Origin of the sequence: Burkholderia vietnamiensis LMG 10929 (assembly GCF_000959445.1) — a bacterium.
GTDB classification, from domain to species: domain Bacteria; phylum Pseudomonadota; class Gammaproteobacteria; order Burkholderiales; family Burkholderiaceae; genus Burkholderia; species Burkholderia vietnamiensis.
This window is the reverse complement of sequence record NZ_CP009630.1, coordinates 526,204-544,643: the sequence shown is the minus strand read 5'-3', so window position 1 is coordinate 544,643 and position 18,440 is coordinate 526,204. Positions and strand designations below refer to the sequence as shown.

The 18,440-nt window shown below is 68.8% G+C and carries 19 protein-coding genes; 8 read left to right on the top strand and 11 right to left on the bottom strand.

Annotated features, from left to right (window positions below; genetic code table 11):
• On the bottom strand, window positions 1–1,137 hold the full coding sequence (locus AK36_RS02785) for a phosphate acetyltransferase (protein WP_080938641.1): 1,137 nt from the start codon (window positions 1,135–1,137) through the stop codon (window positions 1–3).
• Between the two features lie 67 nt (window positions 1,138–1,204).
• Between AK36_RS02785 and atpG the strand changes: the two genes are divergently transcribed.
• Window positions 1,205–2,074, top strand: a complete 870-nt coding sequence (gene atpG, locus AK36_RS02780; RefSeq protein WP_034194551.1) for an ATP synthase F1 subunit gamma — start codon at window positions 1,205–1,207, stop codon at window positions 2,072–2,074.
• A gap of 19 nt (window positions 2,075–2,093) precedes the next feature.
• Window positions 2,094–2,549, top strand: coding sequence for an ATP synthase F1 subunit epsilon (atpC, locus tag AK36_RS02775; RefSeq protein ID WP_045577805.1), 456 nt, complete (start codon window positions 2,094–2,096; stop codon window positions 2,547–2,549).
• 32 nt (window positions 2,550–2,581) lie between these two features.
• Here the strand turns inward: atpC and AK36_RS02770 are convergent, their stop codons facing one another.
• Window positions 2,582–2,800, bottom strand: a complete 219-nt coding sequence (locus tag AK36_RS02770; RefSeq protein WP_009687837.1) for a DUF1653 domain-containing protein — start codon at window positions 2,798–2,800, stop codon at window positions 2,582–2,584.
• Between the two features lie 75 nt (window positions 2,801–2,875).
• The gene (locus AK36_RS02765) at window positions 2,876–3,319 is read right to left on the bottom strand and encodes a GNAT family N-acetyltransferase (protein ID WP_011882629.1); all 444 of its coding nucleotides are present in this window, start codon (window positions 3,317–3,319) and stop codon (window positions 2,876–2,878) included.
• 192 nt (window positions 3,320–3,511) lie between these two features.
• Here AK36_RS02765 and AK36_RS02760 point away from each other — a divergent pair, with 192 nt between their 5' ends.
• Both AK36_RS02760 and AK36_RS02755 read left to right on the top strand, forming a co-directional pair.
• Complete coding sequence (locus AK36_RS02760) at window positions 3,512–4,135, top strand: HAD hydrolase-like protein (protein WP_034194550.1); 624 nt, start codon at window positions 3,512–3,514, stop codon at window positions 4,133–4,135.
• A gap of 372 nt (window positions 4,136–4,507) precedes the next feature.
• Complete coding sequence (locus tag AK36_RS02755; RefSeq protein WP_045577804.1) at window positions 4,508–5,080, top strand: DUF4142 domain-containing protein; 573 nt, start codon at window positions 4,508–4,510, stop codon at window positions 5,078–5,080.
• 116 nt (window positions 5,081–5,196) lie between these two features.
• Here the strand turns inward: AK36_RS02755 and AK36_RS02750 are convergent, their stop codons facing one another.
• Window positions 5,197–5,781 carry a GNAT family N-acetyltransferase gene (locus AK36_RS02750; protein ID WP_045577803.1) on the bottom strand — a complete coding sequence of 195 codons (585 nt, stop codon included), beginning with the start codon at window positions 5,779–5,781 and terminating at the stop codon, window positions 5,197–5,199.
• A gap of 68 nt (window positions 5,782–5,849) precedes the next feature.
• Complete coding sequence (locus AK36_RS02745) at window positions 5,850–6,764, bottom strand: LysR family transcriptional regulator (protein ID WP_045577802.1); 915 nt, start codon at window positions 6,762–6,764, stop codon at window positions 5,850–5,852.
• A gap of 111 nt (window positions 6,765–6,875) precedes the next feature.
• Here AK36_RS02745 and lysA point away from each other — a divergent pair, with 111 nt between their 5' ends.
• On the top strand, window positions 6,876–8,114 hold the full coding sequence (gene lysA / locus AK36_RS02740; RefSeq protein ID WP_045577801.1) for a diaminopimelate decarboxylase: 1,239 nt from the start codon (window positions 6,876–6,878) through the stop codon (window positions 8,112–8,114).
• A gap of 161 nt (window positions 8,115–8,275) precedes the next feature.
• Here lysA and AK36_RS02735 read toward each other — a convergent pair whose 3' ends face one another.
• Window positions 8,276–9,163, bottom strand: a complete 888-nt coding sequence (locus tag AK36_RS02735; RefSeq protein ID WP_034194546.1) for a DMT family transporter — start codon at window positions 9,161–9,163, stop codon at window positions 8,276–8,278.
• A 125-nt stretch (window positions 9,164–9,288) separates the two neighbouring features.
• Here AK36_RS02735 and AK36_RS02730 point away from each other — a divergent pair, with 125 nt between their 5' ends.
• Window positions 9,289–10,755: an aminotransferase-like domain-containing protein gene (locus tag AK36_RS02730; protein ID WP_045577800.1), complete on the top strand. Its 1,467-nt coding sequence runs from the start codon at window positions 9,289–9,291 to the stop codon at window positions 10,753–10,755.
• Window positions 10,756–10,810: 55 nt separating this feature from the next.
• Here the strand turns inward: AK36_RS02730 and AK36_RS02725 are convergent, their stop codons facing one another.
• Window positions 10,811–12,244: a nicotinate phosphoribosyltransferase gene (locus AK36_RS02725; protein ID WP_045577799.1), complete on the bottom strand. Its 1,434-nt coding sequence runs from the start codon at window positions 12,242–12,244 to the stop codon at window positions 10,811–10,813.
• 74 nt (window positions 12,245–12,318) lie between these two features.
• On the bottom strand, window positions 12,319–13,359 hold the full coding sequence (locus tag AK36_RS02720; protein ID WP_011882638.1) for a bifunctional nicotinamide-nucleotide adenylyltransferase/Nudix hydroxylase: 1,041 nt from the start codon (window positions 13,357–13,359) through the stop codon (window positions 12,319–12,321).
• Window positions 13,360–13,689: 330 nt separating this feature from the next.
• Here AK36_RS02720 and AK36_RS02715 point away from each other — a divergent pair, with 330 nt between their 5' ends.
• Window positions 13,690–14,451, top strand: coding sequence for an N-acetylmuramoyl-L-alanine amidase family protein (locus AK36_RS02715; RefSeq protein WP_043292301.1), 762 nt, complete (start codon window positions 13,690–13,692; stop codon window positions 14,449–14,451).
• Window positions 14,452–14,500: 49 nt separating this feature from the next.
• Window positions 14,501–14,890: a lysozyme inhibitor LprI family protein gene (locus AK36_RS02710; protein ID WP_014725429.1), complete on the top strand. Its 390-nt coding sequence runs from the start codon at window positions 14,501–14,503 to the stop codon at window positions 14,888–14,890.
• A 65-nt stretch (window positions 14,891–14,955) separates the two neighbouring features.
• Here AK36_RS02710 and AK36_RS02705 read toward each other — a convergent pair whose 3' ends face one another.
• The 3 genes from AK36_RS02705 to AK36_RS02695 all read right to left on the bottom strand — a co-directional run bounded on the left by AK36_RS02705 (window position 14,956) and on the right by AK36_RS02695 (window position 18,307).
• Window positions 14,956–16,302, bottom strand: coding sequence for a glutamine synthetase family protein (locus AK36_RS02705; protein ID WP_011882641.1), 1,347 nt, complete (start codon window positions 16,300–16,302; stop codon window positions 14,956–14,958).
• 141 nt (window positions 16,303–16,443) lie between these two features.
• Window positions 16,444–17,001 carry a helix-turn-helix domain-containing protein gene (locus tag AK36_RS02700; protein WP_034194540.1) on the bottom strand — a complete coding sequence of 186 codons (558 nt, stop codon included), beginning with the start codon at window positions 16,999–17,001 and terminating at the stop codon, window positions 16,444–16,446.
• Between the two features lie 16 nt (window positions 17,002–17,017).
• Window positions 17,018–18,307 carry an NAD(P)/FAD-dependent oxidoreductase gene (locus AK36_RS02695; RefSeq protein WP_045577798.1) on the bottom strand — a complete coding sequence of 430 codons (1,290 nt, stop codon included), beginning with the start codon at window positions 18,305–18,307 and terminating at the stop codon, window positions 17,018–17,020.
• Between the last annotated feature and the right edge of the window lie 133 nt (window positions 18,308–18,440).

The window sequence follows — 18,440 nt, the reverse complement described above, 5'->3', positions numbered from 1 at the left end:
TCACCGTGATACGGCTTGCGACGACGCCAGCACCGCCGCCTCGGCCGGCGTGGCCGGTGCCGGCGACACCACGGCTGCGGGCACGCCCGCGCCACGCGCGGCATCCGCGACGAGCGCCGCGATCGCGCAGCTCGCGAGCCGCGTGCGCTCGTTGTCGGCACGGCTCGTCAGGATCACCGGCACGCGCGCGCCGAGCACGATGCCGGCCGCATCGGCGTTGGCGAGGAACGTCAGCTCTTTCGCGAGCATGTTGCCGGCTTCGAGATCGGGCGCGAGCAGGATGTCGGCGTCGCCGGCGACGGCCGACGACAGATGCTTGAGGCGTGCGGCTTCCGGGCTGATCGCGTTGTCGAGCGCGAGCGGCCCGTCGAGCAGCGCGCCGGTGATCTGGCCGCGCTCGGCCATCTTGCACAGCGCGGCCGCATCGACCGTCGACGGCAGCTTCGAACTGACCGTCTCGACCGCCGACAGGATCGCGACCTTCGGCTGCGCGATGCCGAGCGCATGCGCGAGATCGATCGCGTTCTGCGCGATGTCGGCCTTCTGCTCGAGCGTCGGCCGGATATTGACGGCCGCATCGGTGATGAACAGCGGCTTGTAGTAGGTCGGCACGTCCATGATGAACACGTGGCTCAACCGCCGCTGCGTGCGCAGCCCGGTATCGGGCCGCACGACTTCTTCGAGCAGCTCGTCGGTGTGCAGGCTGCCCTTCATCAGCGCCTGCGCGTCGCCCGCGCGCACGAGCGCGACGGCCAACGCGGCCGCTGCGTGACTGTGCGGCGCATCGACGAGCCGAAAGCCCGACACGTCGACGCCGATCGTCGCGGCCAGCGCCGTGATGCGCGCGGCGGGGCCGACCAGCACCGGCGTGATGATGCGGGCCTGCGCGGCATCGACGGCCGCACGCAACGACACTTCGTCGCACGGATGGACGACCGCGACCGTCACCGGCCGCACCGTACGGCATCGCGCGATCAGCGCGTCGTATTTCTGATGCTGCCGGGAGTCGGACATGACTGCCTCTCGTGAAGGTTCGTGAAGGAACGCGTGAACCGATTCTGGTGCGAATCCGCAGACGATTGTTTGACCCGTATCAATCGTTTCAGGTGAAGTCCCGATAGCATGAAATCGCACCATGACGCACCGATGGCAGCCCGCCTGCATACGCGGCGCGTCCTGCCTCGCATCCCCTTCCTTGCCGACCATGCACATCCGCGAAATTCGCTCGAAAATCGCCAGCACCTCGTCCACGCGCCAGATCACCAAGGCGATGGAGATGATGGCACGGACCAAAATGGCGAGCGCGCAGCGGCGCGCCCGCGACTTCCGGCCGTATGCCGAGCGCGTGCGCGCGATCGCCGAACGCGTGCTGCGCGACCGGCCCGATTACGGCTCGACGCTGATGACGCCACGCGCAACGGTGCGGCGCGTCGGGCTGATCGTCGTCAGCACCGACCGCGGGCTGTGCGGGCCGCTGAACGCGCGGCTGCTGGTGCAATGCCTGGATGCGCTGGAACGATGGGAGCACGACGGCATCGCGTGCGAGTTGAGCGTGATCGGCGCGCGCGGGCTGCAGCCGCTGATGCGTCACGGCGCGACCATCGTCGCGCGCTCGGGCGGCCTCGCCGCGCAACCGCATTTCGACACCGTGCTCGGCGCGCTGCTCGTGCCGCTGACCGCGTTCGTCGACGGCGAACTCGACGCGGTGTACATCGCTTACAACCGTCTGACGAGCCCGCTCGCGTACGAGCCGCGCATCGACATGCTGCTGCCGCTCGCCACGCCCGACGACGCCGCGCCGGCAAGCGAGAGCGTGTCGTCCGACTATCTGTACGAACCGGCGCCGCGGCCGGCGGTCGAGACGCTGCTGCTGCGCTACGTCGAATCGATGCTGTACCAGGCCGTCGTCGAGAACGACGCGTGCGAGCAATGCGCGCGCATGTTCGCGATGCAGACCGCGACCGACAACGCGGACCGCGTGCTGCGCGACCTGCGGCGGCTCTACCAGAAGACGCGGCAGGCGCAGATCACCACCGAGCTGTGCGAGATCGTCGCGGGCGCGGCGGCCGTTTGAACGAGTGAAGGAGGCGACGATGGACACGTCGATGAAGCTCGACATCCTGAGCGTCGAGAACGTGCTGTATTCGGGCGACGCGCATTTCGTCGTCGTCCCCGGCGAAAGTGGCGAGCTCGGGATCTATCCGCGCCACGCGCCGCTGCTCACGCGCATCCGGCCCGGCGTCGTCACGCTCGTCGATGCGCCGAGCGGCGAGCGGCGCCGCATTCTGGTGGCCGGCGGCGTGCTCGAAGTGAGCCGCGAAGGCGTCACGCTGATCGCCGATCATGCGCTGCGCACGCCCGAGCTCGATGCGCTGCGCGCGCGCGAAGCGCGCCACGCGGCCGACGAGTGGCGGCGCGTGCACGCGCAGGAAAACCGGCGCGCATTCGACTTCGCGTCGGCACGCGCGGAGCTGATGGACGAGATCCGGCGGTTCTTCGCGATGGCGATGCGCGACCACGCATCGCACGGCGCCCGCCGCCGCGGCTGACGCGCGGCTCGGCCGGGCTTATCGGTGGGCGATCAGTCGCGCAGCTTGCGAAAGCGCGGCGTACCGTCGGGCAGGTTCTCGTTGAACATCGCTTCCGGGCGCACCCACAGGCCGCGCGCATGCGGCCACAGGTGCTCGTACACGACCACCGCTTCCTCCGTTTCCGAATGGCGCGCGACGCCGATATAGCGATAGAGGCCGCCCTTGTAGTGGCGATGGGTGGCGAGCTGTTCGGCTTCCTGTTCGGTCATGATGGGCGTTCCTTCTGCAAGACGAAAGCGCGTATTGTATGCGCCGCTCGGGCCGCATGCGCTTCGCCCCGCGCGTCAGCGCTTCGCGTACACGTCCGGGCGGCGGATCTCCATGATGCGCTCGGGATGCGCGGGCGGCTCGAAGCCGACCGGCCGGTACAGCGCGTGCGCGTCGGCCGTCACGAGCATGATGCGGCGCAGGCCCTGCAACATCGGCTGCGCGAACACGTAGTCGATCAACGCGCGGCCGTAGCCGTTGCCGCGAGCGTGCGGCAGCACGAACACGTCGCACAGGTAGGCGAACGTCGCGTGATCGGTCACGAGCCGCGCGAAGCCGACCTGCCGGCCGTCGACGTAGGCGCCGAAGCACAGCGAAGCTTCGATCGCACGCTCGACGACGTCGCGCGGAATGCCCTGCGACCAGTACGCGTCGCGATGCAGGAAATCGAAGATCGCGTCGACGTCGAGTTCGCGCTTGTCGGTGGAAATTCTCAGCGTGGCGGGCGGGGTGTCGGGCACGTCGGTCTCCGGGAATCGCGGGCGGAGCAGCCACGATAGCGCGCGCCCGCGCGAGCGGCAAGCAGCGCGGCCGCGCAGCGAAGGGCGGCGGCGCGAGGCGCGCCGTCGCCCGTGCATCACGGCCAAACCGCCCAGCAGCGCTTCCGATTCGGTGCTATCGTCGGCCGCTCGATGAATATCCCGCACCGTTTCATGCCCTATCGACTCATCGCATTCGACTTCGACGGCACGCTCGCCGATTCCCTCGACTGTTTCCTGTCGGCGCTGACCGACGCCTCGCGCCTGCACGGCTTTCGCGACGCGACGCCCGAGCTGCGGCCGGCGCTGCGCGGGATGTCCGCGCGCGAGATCATCCGCGCCCTCGAGGTGCCCGTCTGGAAGGTGCCGCGCGTGACGCTCGACGTGCGCCGGCTGATGCGCCCGCGCCTCGCGCAGGTGGAGCTGTTCCCCGGCGTCGCCGCCACGTTCGACGCGCTCGCCGCGCGCGGCATCCGCATCGCGATCGCGACGTCGAACAGCGAGGACGTCGTGCGCGACCGGCTCGGCCCGCATGCGAGCGGCCGCGTCGATACGTTTGCGTGCGGCATTCCGCTGTTCGGCAAGGCGCGCAGGCTGCGTGCGCTGGTGCGTGAAGCCGGCGTGCAACCGGCCGACGTGCTGTACGTCGGCGACGAGATCCGCGACGCCGAGGCCGCGCGCCGCGCGCGCATCGCGTTTCAAGGCGTCGCGTGGGGCTATACGACGCCGCACGCATTGCAGCCGCATTGCGACACACCGTTGCTGCCGAGCCTCGACGCATTGCTCGATCGCGTATAGCGGCGCGGCGCGTGTTCACGCGCCGCGTTGCAGATTCGACGATGACACGCCGATGACACGCGCGCCGAGCGCGGCCGGGCCGATGCACGTCAGGCACGCAAATTTTGCCGCCATGAAAGCGCGCCGCAGGTAGCCGCTACCTGCACGCTCGCGAGCCCTTCCATTCGTCTTACCATCCGTTACACAAACCACAGCGCGGTTGCACCTGCGACGCAGACGCTCTCCTAGAATCGGTCGGGCCGGGAAACACTTCGACAGCCGCCTCGGCAGAGCGGCGATCGAGCCCGGACCGGGCCGCGCCCCGGCCTCTCGCAACAGCAGCGGATCACGCGATCCGTCCATTGAACAGAGCCCCGATAGAAAGGAGGTCCCATGAACCGCTTTCCCAAAGTCACGCGCGTTGCACTGTCTGCCGCTGGCCTGCTTCTCGTCGCCGTGACGGCGACCGCGCAAACGGCGCAGCCGTCGGCGTCCGCGCCGGCCGCGACGACGCAAGCGCGCATCCACGAAGCCGACCAGACCTTCATCACCGACGGCACGAAGACCGTGTCGACCCAGCACGACGCCGCGCGCATCGCCGATTCGCGCACGTCGGACAGCCAGGTGAAGGCGTTCGCGCAACGCGTGTCGACCGACGATGAAAAGATCATCCAGGCGATGCGCGCCGCGAGCCCGCGCGGCGTCGACGTGCCGGCCAACGATCCCGACCGCGCCGTGCTCGACGGCATCAAGAATCTGCGCGGCGCCGAGTTTGACAAGGCGTACATCGAGCAGGTCGCGCTCGCCGGCCAGCAGAAGACGATCTCGGCATTCCAGGCCGAAATCGCGTCGGGCCGCGATGCGAAGCTGAAGGAAGTCGCACGTCAGGCGCTGCCGATCCTGCAGGCGCACTACGCGGACGCGCAGAAGCTCGCGCAGCGTCATCACCTCGCGTCGGCGCAGTAACGCGACGCACCGCCGCGCGCCGTGCGCGGCGGCATGCCGAATCCCCGCGCGTCGCGCCGCCGTTCCCCTCGGGCAACGCGACGCGACGCGCATCACCGGACGCTACACGGCAAGCGTCAGGTCGCGAGCTTCGCTTTCAACCGATCGCGGATGGCCGGCCACTCGCCGTCGATGATGCTGAAGCGCACCGAGTTGCGCTTGCGCCCGTCGGGCATGATCCGCTCGTGACGCACGATCCCTTCCTGCTTCGCGCCGAGCCGCAGTATCGCGGCGCGTGACTTCTCGTTCAATTCGTCGGTCGTGAACTGCAGCGTGTCGAATGCGTAGGCGAGCAGCAGCCATTTCGCTTCGGTATTCGCGCGCGTGCGCTGCGCCGATGCGCTCAGCCACGTATGACCGATTTCGAGCTTGCGATTGTTGCGGTCGATCTTCCAGAAGCGCGTGCTGCCGATCACGCGGCCCGATGCCCGCTCGACGATCGCGAACGGCATCACCGTGCCGGCCGCGCGGCCTTGCAGCGCGGTGTCGAGATACGCGTCGACCGTGCGTTCGTCCGGCACGACCGTGACCTTCAAGTTCCACAATTCGCCGTCCGCCGCCGCGTCGAGCAGCGCCTGCCGGTCGGATGCCGCGAGCGGCCGCAGCACGATGTGCTCGCCGGTGAGCGTCGGTTGTGCGGGCAACGAAGAAGTGTCGGTCATCGCGGGTTCCGTCGAAGCGAGGCTGCATGCAGCGAAACGTCCATCATACGGCCGGCGCTACCCGCGCACTAACCCGGCAAGGCCGCGAGCCGGCTGCGGATCGCCGTCGCTTCGTCGCGCAATGCGTCGGTGAACGCATCGACCAGCAGGTTCTTCGGCCGATGCTCGGGCACGATCACGCTGACGCGATACGCAAACGAACGCGTGAGCGGCCGCACATGCAGGTCGCGCCCGACGAAATCGAGCGCGGTCAGCGGATTGACGATCGCGGCACCGAGCCCCTGCCGCACGAACGCGCACACCGACACGGCCGACGGCGTCTCGACCACCGAACGCGGCGCGACGCCGAGCTGCGCGAATGCCTCGTCGATCAGGATCCGGTATGGGTCGTTCAGCGACAGGCTCACGAACGGGCGATCGGCGAGATCCGCGAGATCGATCGCCTGCTTGTCGAGCAGCGGATGGCCGTCGGGCAGCACGCAGACCTCGTCGACCTCGAGCAGCGGCGTGAGCACGGTGCCGGCCGGCGCGACGTCGTGCTCGGTCAAGCCGAGGTCGTAGCGCTGCGCGGTCAGCCACTCCTCGAGCACCGGCGACTCCTGCGTCGCGACCGACACGCTGACGCCCGCATGCGCGTCGTGAAAACGCCGGCACGCGCCCGGCAGAATCGCATGCGCGAACGCCGGCAGCGCGATCACCGACAGCTGGCCGTCGCGAAACTCGCGCAACCGCGCGGCCGTCGCCGCGACGCGCTCGAGCCCCACATACGCGAGCCGCACGTCGTCGAACAGCGTGAGCGCGGCCATCGTCGGCCGCAGCCGGCCGTGCGAGCGCTCGAACAGCGCGAAGCCGACCGCCTGCTCCATCCGCGCGAGCTCGCGGCTGATCGTCGGCTGCGACGTATAAAGCATTTCGGCCGCGCGCGTGGTGCTGCCGGTGACCATCAGCGCGCGGAAGACCTCGATGTGCCGGTGTGTCAGCATGGCCACCCATCTATATCATGAATGAATCGAATACCGATAAACAGGCATTTTACTGTATAGACGATCCGGCGCATCATGGCGGCTATCCGTTCATTCGACCGATCCACCGCCATGTCCCTCGATTCCCGCCAGCTCGCGACGCTCGCGCAGCAATACGGCACCCCGCTGTGGGTGTACGACGCCGACGTCATTCGCGAACGCATCGCTCAACTGCGCCAGTTCGACGTGATCCGCTATGCGCAGAAGGCGAACTCGAACCTGCATATCCTGAAGCTGATGCGCGAAGAAGGCGCGTGCGTCGACGCCGTGTCGCTCGGCGAAATCGAGCGCAGCCTCGCGGCCGGCTTCAGCCCGGCCGGCGAGCCGGAAGGCGTCGTGTTCACCGCCGACCTGATCGATCGTCCGACGCTCGCGGCCGTGCTGAAGCACGGTGTGACGGTGAACGCCGGGTCGCTCGACATGCTCGCGCGCGTCGGCGAGCATGCGCCCGGCCATCGCGTGTGGCTGCGCGTGAACCCGGGCTTCGGCCACGGCCACAGCAACAAGACCAACACCGGCGGCCCGCAGAGCAAGCACGGCATCTGGATCGACGACGTGCCGCGCGCGATCGAGATCGTGCGCCGCTACGGGCTGAAACTGGTCGGCATCCACATGCATATCGGTTCGGGCGTCGACTACGGCCACCTGTCGCAGGTGTGCGACGCGATGGTCGATCTCGTCACGTCGCTCGGCCACGATATCGACGCCATTTCGGCGGGCGGCGGGTTGTCGATTCCGTATCGCGGCGGCGAGCCGCGCGTCGACGTCGGTCACTACTTCAACCAGTGGGATGCCGCGCGCAAGCGGATCGAACGGCATCTCGGCCACGCGGTGCGCATCGAGATCGAACCGGGCCGCTTCCTCGTCGCCGAGGCCGGCACGCTCGTCACCGAAGTGCAGGCCGTGAACCGCCGGCCGCAGCACGACTTCGTGCTGATCGACGCGGGTTTCAACGACCTGATGCGTCCGTCGATGTACGGCAGCTACCACGCGGTGTCGGTGCACGCGCCGGACGGCACGCTGCCGGCCGGCCGCCCGCTCGTCGACATCGCGATCGCCGGCCCGTTGTGCGAGTCCGGCGACGTGTTCACGCAGGACGCGGGCGGCGTGGTCACGCACCGCAAGCTCCCGCAGCCGCAGATCGGCGATCTGCTGTTCCTGCACGATGCGGGCGCATACGGCGCGTCGATGTCGTCGAACTACAACAGCCGGCCGCTCGCACCGGAAGTGCTCGTCGATCGCGGCACGCCACGGCTGATCCGCCGCCGGCAGACGATCGGCGAACTGCTCGCGCTCGAGACCTTCGAGTAACGCGCGCCACTCGCACCCGCATCCGCGCCGCGTTCGGCGAGCCGAACGCCAACGGCCGCGCAATGCCGTTACCGGCATGCGCGGCCGTATCGTTGTCAGGCGATTGCGCTCGCGGCGATCGTTGAACGTCGTCGTCTGACCCGCCGCCGCGCAGTCACGCGTCAGCCCGCGCGCTGCACCGGCGCCATCTTCGAGAAGTACTTCGCGCCGGCCACGCAGCCGACCACGACCGCCGTCACGACGAGCATCGACGGCGGCACCGTCTCGTGCAGCAGCCCGGCGGCGAGCAGGAAGCCGAAGAACGGCTGCAGCAATTGCAGCTGGCCGACGCCCGCGATCCCGCCGAGCGCGAGGCCGCGATACCAGAACACGAAGCCGATCAGCATGCTGAACAGCGACACGTACGCGAGCCCCCACAGCGCGGCGGCGTCGACGCCGTCGAACGTCGCGGGCCACGTGAACGCGGCGAGCGGCAGCATCACCGGCAGCGACAACACGAGCGCCCACGAGATCACCTGCCAGCCGCCGAGCTGACGCGACAGGCGTGCGCCTTCCGCATAGCCGAGCCCGCACGCGACGATCGCCGCGAGCATCAGCGCATCGCCGACCACCGACGCGCTGCCGCCGTTGCGCAGCGCGAACGCGGCCACCGCGCCGCTGCCGACCAGCGAGAAGATCCAGAACGGCAGCCGCGGCCGCTCGCCGCCGCGCCACACGCCGAACAGCGCGGTCGCGAGCGGCAGCAGCCCGACGAACACGATCGCGTGCGCGGACGTCACGTGCTTGAGCGCCAGCGCCGTCAGCAGCGGAAAGCCGACCACGACGCCGAGCGCGACCACGGCGAGCGAGGCGGTCTCGGCGCGCGTCGGCCGCTTCTGCTTCGACGCGACGAGCAGGATCAGCCCGAGCACGCCGGCGATCGTCGCGCGCGCGAACGTGAGGAACAGCGGATCCAGCCCCTGCACCGCGACGCGCGTCGCGGGCAGCGAGCCGCTGAAGATGATCACGCCCAGCAGGCCGCTGAGCCATCCGTCGGTGGTCTTTTGCACGGGAAATCCTGATCGTCGAATGGAGATCACCGATGATCCGCCGCGCGCGAAAAGCGCGTAAGCTACAGCCCAATACAATTCCGCCAAACTGTACTGAACAACCGTCCGTACAGTTCTTTTCAGCCATGAGCCGTGCCGTGCCGATTCCCGTGTTGCCCACTGCGCCCGCACCATCGCGCACCCGCGTGGAAACCGTGATGGACACCTTGCGCGCGCGGATCGCGAGCCGCGCGCTGATGCCCGGTGCGCGCGTGCCGTCGATCCGGATGATGGCCGACGCGCTGGGCGTGTCGAAATCGACCGTCGTCGATGCGTACGAGCGGCTCGCGAGCGAGGGCGTGCTCGTCGCGCGGCGCGGCTCGGGCTTCTACGTGGCGGGCCATGCGCCGCCGCTCGCGCTCGCGGAGCTCGGCCCGCGGCTCGATCGCGAGCTCGATCCGCTGTGGTTGTCGCGCCAGGCGCTCGAGGCGGCGCCGGGCTCGGTGAAGCCCGGCTGCGGCTGGCTGCCGTCGTCGTGGCTGCCGGACGAGAGTCTGCGCCGCGCACTGCGCGCGGTGTCGCGCGACGAACCCGATGCGCTGACCGACTATGCGACGCCGCTCGGGCTGCCCGCGCTGCGTCAGCAGCTTGCGTGGCGCCTCGCCCAGCACGGCATCCACGCGGAGCCCGCGCAGATCATGCTGACCGACGGCGGCACGCACGCACTCGATCTGGTGTGCCGGCTGCTGCTCGAGCCGGGCGACACGGTCGTGCTCGACGATCCGTGCTACTTCAACTTCCAGGCGCTGCTGCGCGCGCATCGTGCGCGCATCGTCAGCGTGCCGTACACGCCGAACGGCCCCGATCTCGCGCGCTTCGAACAGGCGCTCGTCGAACACCGGCCGCGCCTGTACATCACCAACGCCGCGCTGCACAACCCGACTGGCGCAACGCTCGCGCCGCCCGTTGCGCATCGGCTGCTTACGCTGGCGGCGGAGCACGGGCTGCTGATCGTCGAGGACGATATCTTCGCGGACTTCGAGAGCACGCCCGCACCGCGATTGGCGGCGTTCGACGGATTGTCGCGCGTGGTGTCGATCGGCAGCTTCTCGAAGACGCTGTCGGCCGCGATCCGCTGCGGCTATGTCGCCGCGCGCCCCGAATGGATCGACGCGCTGGTCGACCTGAGGCTCGCGACGTCGTTCGGCAACGCGCAGATCGGCGCGAACGTCGTGCATCGGCTGCTGGTGGACGGCACGTACCGGCGGCATCTCGACGGCCTGCGCGCGCAGCTGGCCGATGCGATGGGCGAAACGATCCGGCGGCTCGCACGCGCGGGGCTCCGGATCTGGACGGAGCCGCGCGGCGGTCTGTTCATATGGGCGGCGCTGCCGGACGGGCTCGATGCGGCGCGCGTCGCGCGCCATGCGCTCGACCATGACGTGGTGCTCGCGCCCGGCGACGTGTTCAGCGCGTCGCGCAGCGCGACGTCGTTCATGCGCTTCAACGTGTCGCGCTGCAAGGGGCCGGCGGTATTCGATGCGCTCGCGCGCGCCATGGACGCGGCACGGCGCGCGGAACACGGCGGGTCCACGCTGGCCGGCGAACGATGACGCTCGCCGGCGTCGCGGCGCATGTCGGGGCGAACCAGCGCCCCGACGCCGACCTTCACACTTCGGCCGCGTGCGCCCTCGCCCGCACCTCGGCGAACGTCGCATCGACGAGCATCCGCCCGGTGTCGAACACCGTCTCGAGCGCATCGTCCCACTCGCCTTCGAGCGCGCGATCGTCCCATGCGACCGGCAGCGCCACCGTCCGGTATTCGCCCGTGTGCCGATTGCGCAGCAACGTGAGCCGCCCCTGCTTCGAGCGCTTGCCCGAATCGGTGACGGGATCCTTGCTGACGTCGTGCCAAACGTCGCCGCGCCGGATCGCCGAGCATTTCATCGCGAAGCGTTGCGTGTCGCGATCGACCCGCTGCAGCAGCGCGCCGCCCATTCCGAACACGACGTTGCCGGCCGCGTAGCCGGCGTCGTCGAGTGCGGCGAGGATCGCCTCGATCGACTGCTCGTCGACGCCGTCGCCCTGGATCACGCGCACGTGGTCGAGCACGCGCCGCCCCTTGCCGTTCACGCTCGAGCCGAACGACGCGTCGAGCGCGCGCACCGTCTGCAGCACGATCGTCACCGGGTCGCCGGAGTCGGGCCGCACGACGAGCGTCGCGCCCGAATCGAGCACCGCCTGACGCAGCGGGCCGCCCCACATGTCGAGCGCGGCGAACAGATCGTAGGAATCCGACACGACCGACACGATCGCACCAGGCAGGCCGAAGCGCTCGATCATGTTCCGGTACGCATCGGCCTCGTGCTCGCGGCCCCACGACGTGATCGTGCTGTGCTCGGCCGCCGGCACCGAGTACGCGGCCATCGGCTCGCGATAGAAGCGGTTCGCGGCGAGCACGCCGAGCACGGTATCCGAGCCCATGAAGCTCACCAGGTGCGCGGCGCCGCCGAGCGCGGCCGACTCGGCGCTCGACACGCCGCGCGCGCCGAAGTCGTGCAGCTTGAACGGCAACTGCGCGAGATCGTCGTCGGTTTTCTCGAGGAAGCGGCGGATCGTCTGCCGCAGATGCCAGCTGCGCGTCGCGACCGTCACCGGATACCAGATGCGCAGCAGCATCGTCTCCAGATACGACGCGAGCCAGAACACCTTCGGATCGTCGCATTCGACGGTCATCAGCACGTTGTGCACGGGCACGATCGAGCCTTCGGGCACCGCGCGGATCTTCACCGGCAGGAAGCCGTCGTAGCGCTCGACGATATGGCGCCAGCCGTCCTCGTTGAACGGCAGCCCGTGCACCGCGAAGAAATCGCGCGCCTCGTCGATCATCGCGTGCGTGACGGGCCGGCACAGATACTCCTTCAGCAGCATCTGCAGGCCGAAGAACAACGTGCGGTCGTAGCGGCCGCCGCGCGATTCGACGTAGGAGAACATCGCCTGCGCGTCGGGCGGATATTGCAGGAAGTGGGAAGCCTTGTACGAATCCGTGTTGAGGATCGGATTGGCGAGAACTGCGGCAAAGCCGCCGGAACGATCTTGCATGGCTAGAGCTCCTCTAGGCCGTTGAAGTGCCGCCGCGTCTGTCGCGGCGGACCGGTATCCGGGGAATCAGCGGATCACAGCTTCCCCAGGAAGTGATACGCGATGTCGAAGTGATCCTCGAACATCACGTTGCGCATCTGCGCGAATTCGTTGAGCGGCACCCAGCGCGCCTTGTCGGCGTCGTCGCTGCCCTTCACGCGCGGCAGCTCGCCGGTCGGAAAATTGAACAGGCACGCGTGCGTGATCGTGCGGCCGCGCAGCGAGCGCGTCGGATGATCGAAGACCTGACGATCCTTGATCGAGCCGCGCAGCACGGGCTCCGGCAGCTTCAGGCCGGTCTCCTCGCGCAGCTCGCGGATGCACGCCGCGTCGAGTCGCTCGTCCTGGTTCACGAAGCCGCCCGGCAGCGCCCACAGCCCGCGGCCCGGCTCGCTGCGCCGGCGCACCAGCAGGATATGGCCCGAGTGCACGACCACCGCGTCGACCGTCACGAACGTGACCGGATACGGTGCGGCCGACCACGCCTTGCGATACGCGGCGATGAATTCGGCCTCGGCCTTCAGCTGCGCGAATTCAGGCTGCGTGCGGAAGCGCTCGAGCCAGCCGAACACGGGCTCCGGCACCGCCCATTGCACGAAGCTGTTGGTGCGTTCCGCGAAATAGTGGTCGCGGATGTCGGTCGCGGAAATGTCTTCGGACGCATCGGCGTCGACGAACTCCCATTGCGGGAACATCCGCAGGTAATACGACGTCGGGTCCTTCTCGTGGCCGATGATGCCCACCTTGCGCTGCGCGACGTCGCCGAGCGCGCTTGCCACGGCGTCCTGCACCCAGCGCACCCAGTCGCCGTCGTTGTACGTCGAATCCTGCACGGCAGCGATCGTCACGCGCTCGCGTTCGGACGCGTCGAGCAACGACGCGAGCATCTGGCGACGCTCGTCGAACGAGAACGGATCCTTGACGGTGCGGGGCTTGTCGGTCGAACCGATCAGCACGCATACGCGCTCGGCGCGGCTCAATGCCGACTTCAGCAAGTTCAGGTGACCACGATGCGGAGGCTGGAAACGACCAATGAAAACGAGCGCGTCGAAGCGCCGGTTCTGTTGCGTACTCATGAGGCTCCCTCAAGAGATTGAAACGCTTCGGGTCTGTCCCCAAGGCATAGACGCAATCGTAGGAGAATTCGCCGCGAAAATCAATCGAGCGCGCGCTCGACTCGAGCGCGATGCGGCGCGCCGGGAGGCTTCGTCCGATCCGCACCGCTTGCCGTTGACGCGGCCCGCGGCCGCGCCCACGTTGGCGCGCCGAGCACGCGTACGCCGCCGCGCATTCGGTCATTGCCTCGCCGCGCGCAGCCGCTATAATCGCGCCACATTCCGACTGCTTGAGCAGGCCGTCGGCGCGACGGGGATGCGACGCGCCGGATGCCCATCTCGACGACAACAATGACAAACCGAACCGTTCGACGCCTTCGTTCGTCCACGCGCGCCGTTGCGCGCCTGCTCGCGTGCATGCCGCTGCTGGCTGCGCCGCTCGTGCCTGGCGCGGCCCGCGCCGCCGGCCCCGACGCGCCGGCGCCGTCCGCCCGCTACATCGTCGTCGACACCGGCCATACGCCGGCCCATCCGGGCGCGACCGGCGCGAGCGGCCGCGTCGAATACCGCTACAACCTCGATCTGTCCACCGCCGTCGCCGACACGCTCATCGCCCACGGCGACCGCGTGCTGCGCACGTCGGCCGACGGCCGCGAGATCGCGCTCGACCAGCGCTCGACGCAGGCGCCCGATGCGAACCTGTTCGTGTCGATCCATCACGATTCGATGCAGCAGCAGTTCATCGACGCGGGGCGGCAGCGCGAATTCCACGGGTTCGCGGTGTTCGTGTCCGAGCGCAATCCGCACTACGCGGAAAGCCTGCGCTGCGCGAAGTCGATCGCCGAGCACTTGCTCGCCGCCGGCGAACGGCCATCGCTATATCACGCGCAGCCGATCAAGGGCGAGAACCGGCCGCTGATCGACCCGCAGCTCGGCATCCACCGCTTCGACGATCTGGTCGTGCTGCGCACCGCGCCGATTCCGGCCGTGCTCGTCGAAGCCGGCGTGATCGTCAATCCCGACGAGGAAAAGCGCCTCGCGCAGCGCGACACGATCCAGCGCTTGGGCGCCGCGATCGCCGGCGGCATCGACGCATGTACGGCGGCCCGCTGAAGACGCGGCCGCCCGCTTTCAACGGTTTTACCCAGTGAGGAGCACTACGATGAAGAAGAAGAATCTGCTCGCATCCTGCGCGCTGTTCGCGCTCGCCGTGCCGTTCGCGGCGCACGCGGCCGGTTGCGGGAAACCGCGCAGCGCGTTCGACCAGGTGTATTGCAGCAGCAACGAGTTTTCGCAGCTCGATCGCGAACTCAACGACCAATACGGCCGCCTGCGCAAGCAGTTGAGCGGCGACCAGCAGGCGAAGCTGAAGTCCGGCCAGCTCGCGTGGATGAAGCAGCGCGACGACCGCTGCAGCGAAACGCGCGACGACGGCTACCTCGTGAACCTGCAATGCGCGATCGACGCGACGCAATCGCGGCTGACGTTCCTGCGCGAACGTGAACGCGAGTGCACGAGCACCGGCTGCGTCACGGCCAAGCTCGGCGACTGAGCGTTGCCCCGGTTCCGCGCCGTGCCACGCCTCGGTCGCGGCGCGGGACCGTCATCGCGCCGCGCTCACAGAAACCAGCGATACTCGCGCGCGCCGATCTCGTTGCGAAAATCCAGCTCTTCCTGCCGCTTGTTCTCGCAGTACACCATCACGAATTCGCTGCCGAGCCCATCGCGCACGGCCGCATGATCCTGCATCGCGGCGACCGCCGACAGCATCTCCTTCGGGAAGTCGATGCCGCTGCCGCGATCGTCGTTGAGCGGCGCGATCGGTTCGAGCCGCGCGTCGAGCCCGTGCTCGATGCCGGTGAGAATCGCCGCGAGCACCAGATACGGATTCGCGTCGGCACTCGCGAGCCGATGCTCGATGCGCAGATTGCGCGCATCGGACTCCGGAATCCGCAGGCACGCGTCGCGATCCTCGAAGCCCCAGCTCGCGCGGCTCGCCGCGTTCACCATCGACCCGTAGCGGCGAAACGCGTTGTGATTCGGTGCGAACACCGGCATGCAATGCGGCAGCAGCGCGAGACAGCCGGCCACCGCGTGCCGCAGCGGCCGCTGATCGTCGGCCGCGAGCACGTTGCGGCCAGCTTCGTCGTAGAGGCTCACGTGCACGTGCATCCCGCTGCCGGGCGCATGCAGGTACGGCTTGCCCATGAAGCTCGCGCGATAGCCGTGCCGCAACGCGACGCCGCGCGTGCTGCGACAGAACAGCGCCGACCAGTCGGCCGCACGCAGCGCGTCGTCGCTGTGGCCGAAATTGATCTCGAACTGGCCGGGCCCGAGCTCCGCGGTGATCACGGTCGCGTCGACGCCCTGCTCGCGCGCCGCTTCCACCATCTCGTGCAGCACGTCGGAGAAACGCGACAGACGCTCGATGTGCATGTTCGGCTGATCGTCGGCGTCGTCGCTCAGGCGGTCGCGCGGATACTGCGGCATGCCGTCGGCGAGCTGCGCCGCGAACAGATAGAACTCCAGCTCGAACGCGACGACCGGCCGGATGCCGCGCGCCGCGAACCGTCGCAGCACGCGCGCGAGCACCTCGCGCGGCTCGAATTCGATCGGCGCATCGGTGCCGTCCGAGCTGATCAGCATCTGCGCGAGCGGCTGCCGCTCCCAGCGCACCGGCTTCAGCGTGCCGGGAATCAGCCGGCGCGGCGCGTCCGGGTCGCCGTCGTTGAAGCAGTAGTCGCCGATCTTGTAGAGGCCGCCCTGCGTGCCGAGCAGCACGCAGTTCTGCGGCAGCTTCAGCAGCGAGCCGGTCGCGACCTTCTCGAGCGCATCGATCGGATAGCGCTTGCCGTAGAAATGGCCCGGCAGGTCGAGGCAGATCAGGTCGACATAACGGATCTCGGGATACGCGTGCCGAAATGCGCGGACTTCATCGACCAGCGCGGGAACGACGTCAGCCATGTCTCAATCCTTTCCATGTATGCGGCGCCGCGGCGCGGCGAACCGCTTCATCGGCATGCGGCACGTCGCATGCAGCCGTCAATCGGTACTGCGTAACGGGCAACCGCCATGCGGCAGGACCTGCCGGCCGCATGCAATCGCTCAGGTGAACACCCAGATCACGCGCGCCGGCACGTCGCCCAGGTTCGCGTAGCGGAACCGCTTGTGCGCGGGCAGCTGGAACGCGTCGTTCGGGCCGAGCGTGACGGGCGTGTCGTCGCCGTCCAGCCAGATCGTCAGCTCGCCCTCGAGCACGAAGCCGCCCTGCTCGTCGCTGTCGTCCACCGGGCGCTCGCCGCTGTTCGCGCCGGGCGCCAGATGGCTTTCGAGAATCGAGAAGCGCGAACGCATGTTCGGCGAGACGAGGATGTCGGTGATGCCGGCCGCGTAATACACGGTGCGGCGTTCGTCGGGCCGCGTGACCCACGGCACGCTGCGCGGCTTGCTGAGGCTGTAGAAGTACGTGGTCGGCACGCCGAGCGCCTCGCCGATCGCGGTGAGATCGGCGACGGTCGGACGCGACAGCCCACGTTCGACCTGCGACAGAAAACCGACCGAGCGGCCGATCCGCTCCGCGAGATCGTTGAGCGTGACCTTGCGATGCTTGCGCAGGTCGCGGATCAGGATCGCCAGACTTTCTATTTCTTCCTGTTCGTTCATCGTGAGTTCCGGTGCGTCAGACGGTATCGCGCAAACGGTACCAGGCCTTGCCGAGCGCTTCGAGCGGCGCGGCGAAGCGATCGCCGCCGGGGAAGCGCGGGTTGCGGATGCGCTGATACTGCGCGAGCAGGCGATCGTCGCCGAGCACGGCGTCCGCGACCGCGCGGGCGCCCGCGAGCGTCGGCAGCACGCCGTGCCCGGAGAAGCCCTGCAGCCAGAAACGCTGACCGTGGCGGCCGATGTCGGGCGTGCGCCGCATGCTGATGTCGATATGGCCGCCCCACGCGTAGTCGAGCCGCACGCCCGCCAACTGCGGGAACACGCGCTCGAGACGCGGGCGCGTGGCGGCCGCGATGTCCGCGGGAATGCCGCCGAGATAGGTGCAGCCGCCGCCGAACAGCAGACGGTTATCCGGGCTCAGGCGGAAGTAGTCGGGCACGAACTGGTTGTCGATCACGCAGCTGTCGTGCGGCAGCAGCGCGCGTGCGAGCGCCGGCGCGAGCGGCGCGGTCGCCACCTGATACGTGCCGACCGGCAACAGCCGACGCGACAGCGCCGGATCGAGCCGGTCGACATAGGCATTGCACGCGAGGACCAGCACGTCGGCGCGCACTTCGCCGCGCGCGGTGCGGGCGATATGGCCATCGGGCGTCTCGCGACAGTCGAGCACGCGGCTCTGCTCGTAGATGCGCGCGCCTGCGCGTTCGATCGTCTGCGCGAGGCCGAGCGCGAGCTTGAGCGGATTCAGATGGCCTGCTTCCGGATCGTGCAGCGCCGCGAGATAGCGTGCGCTGCCGATCCATGCGGGCATCTCGTCCTTGCCGATCACGCGCAAGCGGTCGTAGCCCCAGCGCTCGGCGGCCTCGTCGCGCGCCTGCGCGAGCAGCGCGACGCGCCGCGGCCGCACCGCGGCCCACAGGCTGCCGGGCCGGTAATCGATGTCGAAACCGTGCCGCACCGGCAGTTCGCGCACTTCGGCGGCGGCCCAGCGCATGCTGTCCCAGAGCAGGCGCGCACCATCGCGGCCGAGCGCATCCTCGAGTGGCTGCATGTCGCACGACCAGCCGAGCAGCGCCTGCCCGCCGTTGCGCCCCGACGCGGCCCATCCGACCCGGCTCGCTTCGAGCACGACGACGCGCCTGCCGGCGAGCGCGAGGCGCAATGCCGTATGCAGGCCGCTGAAGCCGGCGCCGACGACCAGCACGTCGGCGTCGATACGCTCGTCCAGTTCAGGACGCTGCGGGATCGGTGCCGGGTGGGCAGCGGCGTAGTAGCTGGCGACGTGACGGTCGGATTGCACGAACATGCGGGTTTTCGTGAAATTTTTGCAGGTGAATTTCATGAAAAATTAGCACGCCGATTTCATGCGGGCAAGGGGGCGAGCGTGGGGAGGTAAGTCGGTCCGTGTACCGTCCGACGAACCAAATGTCGCCGATTTA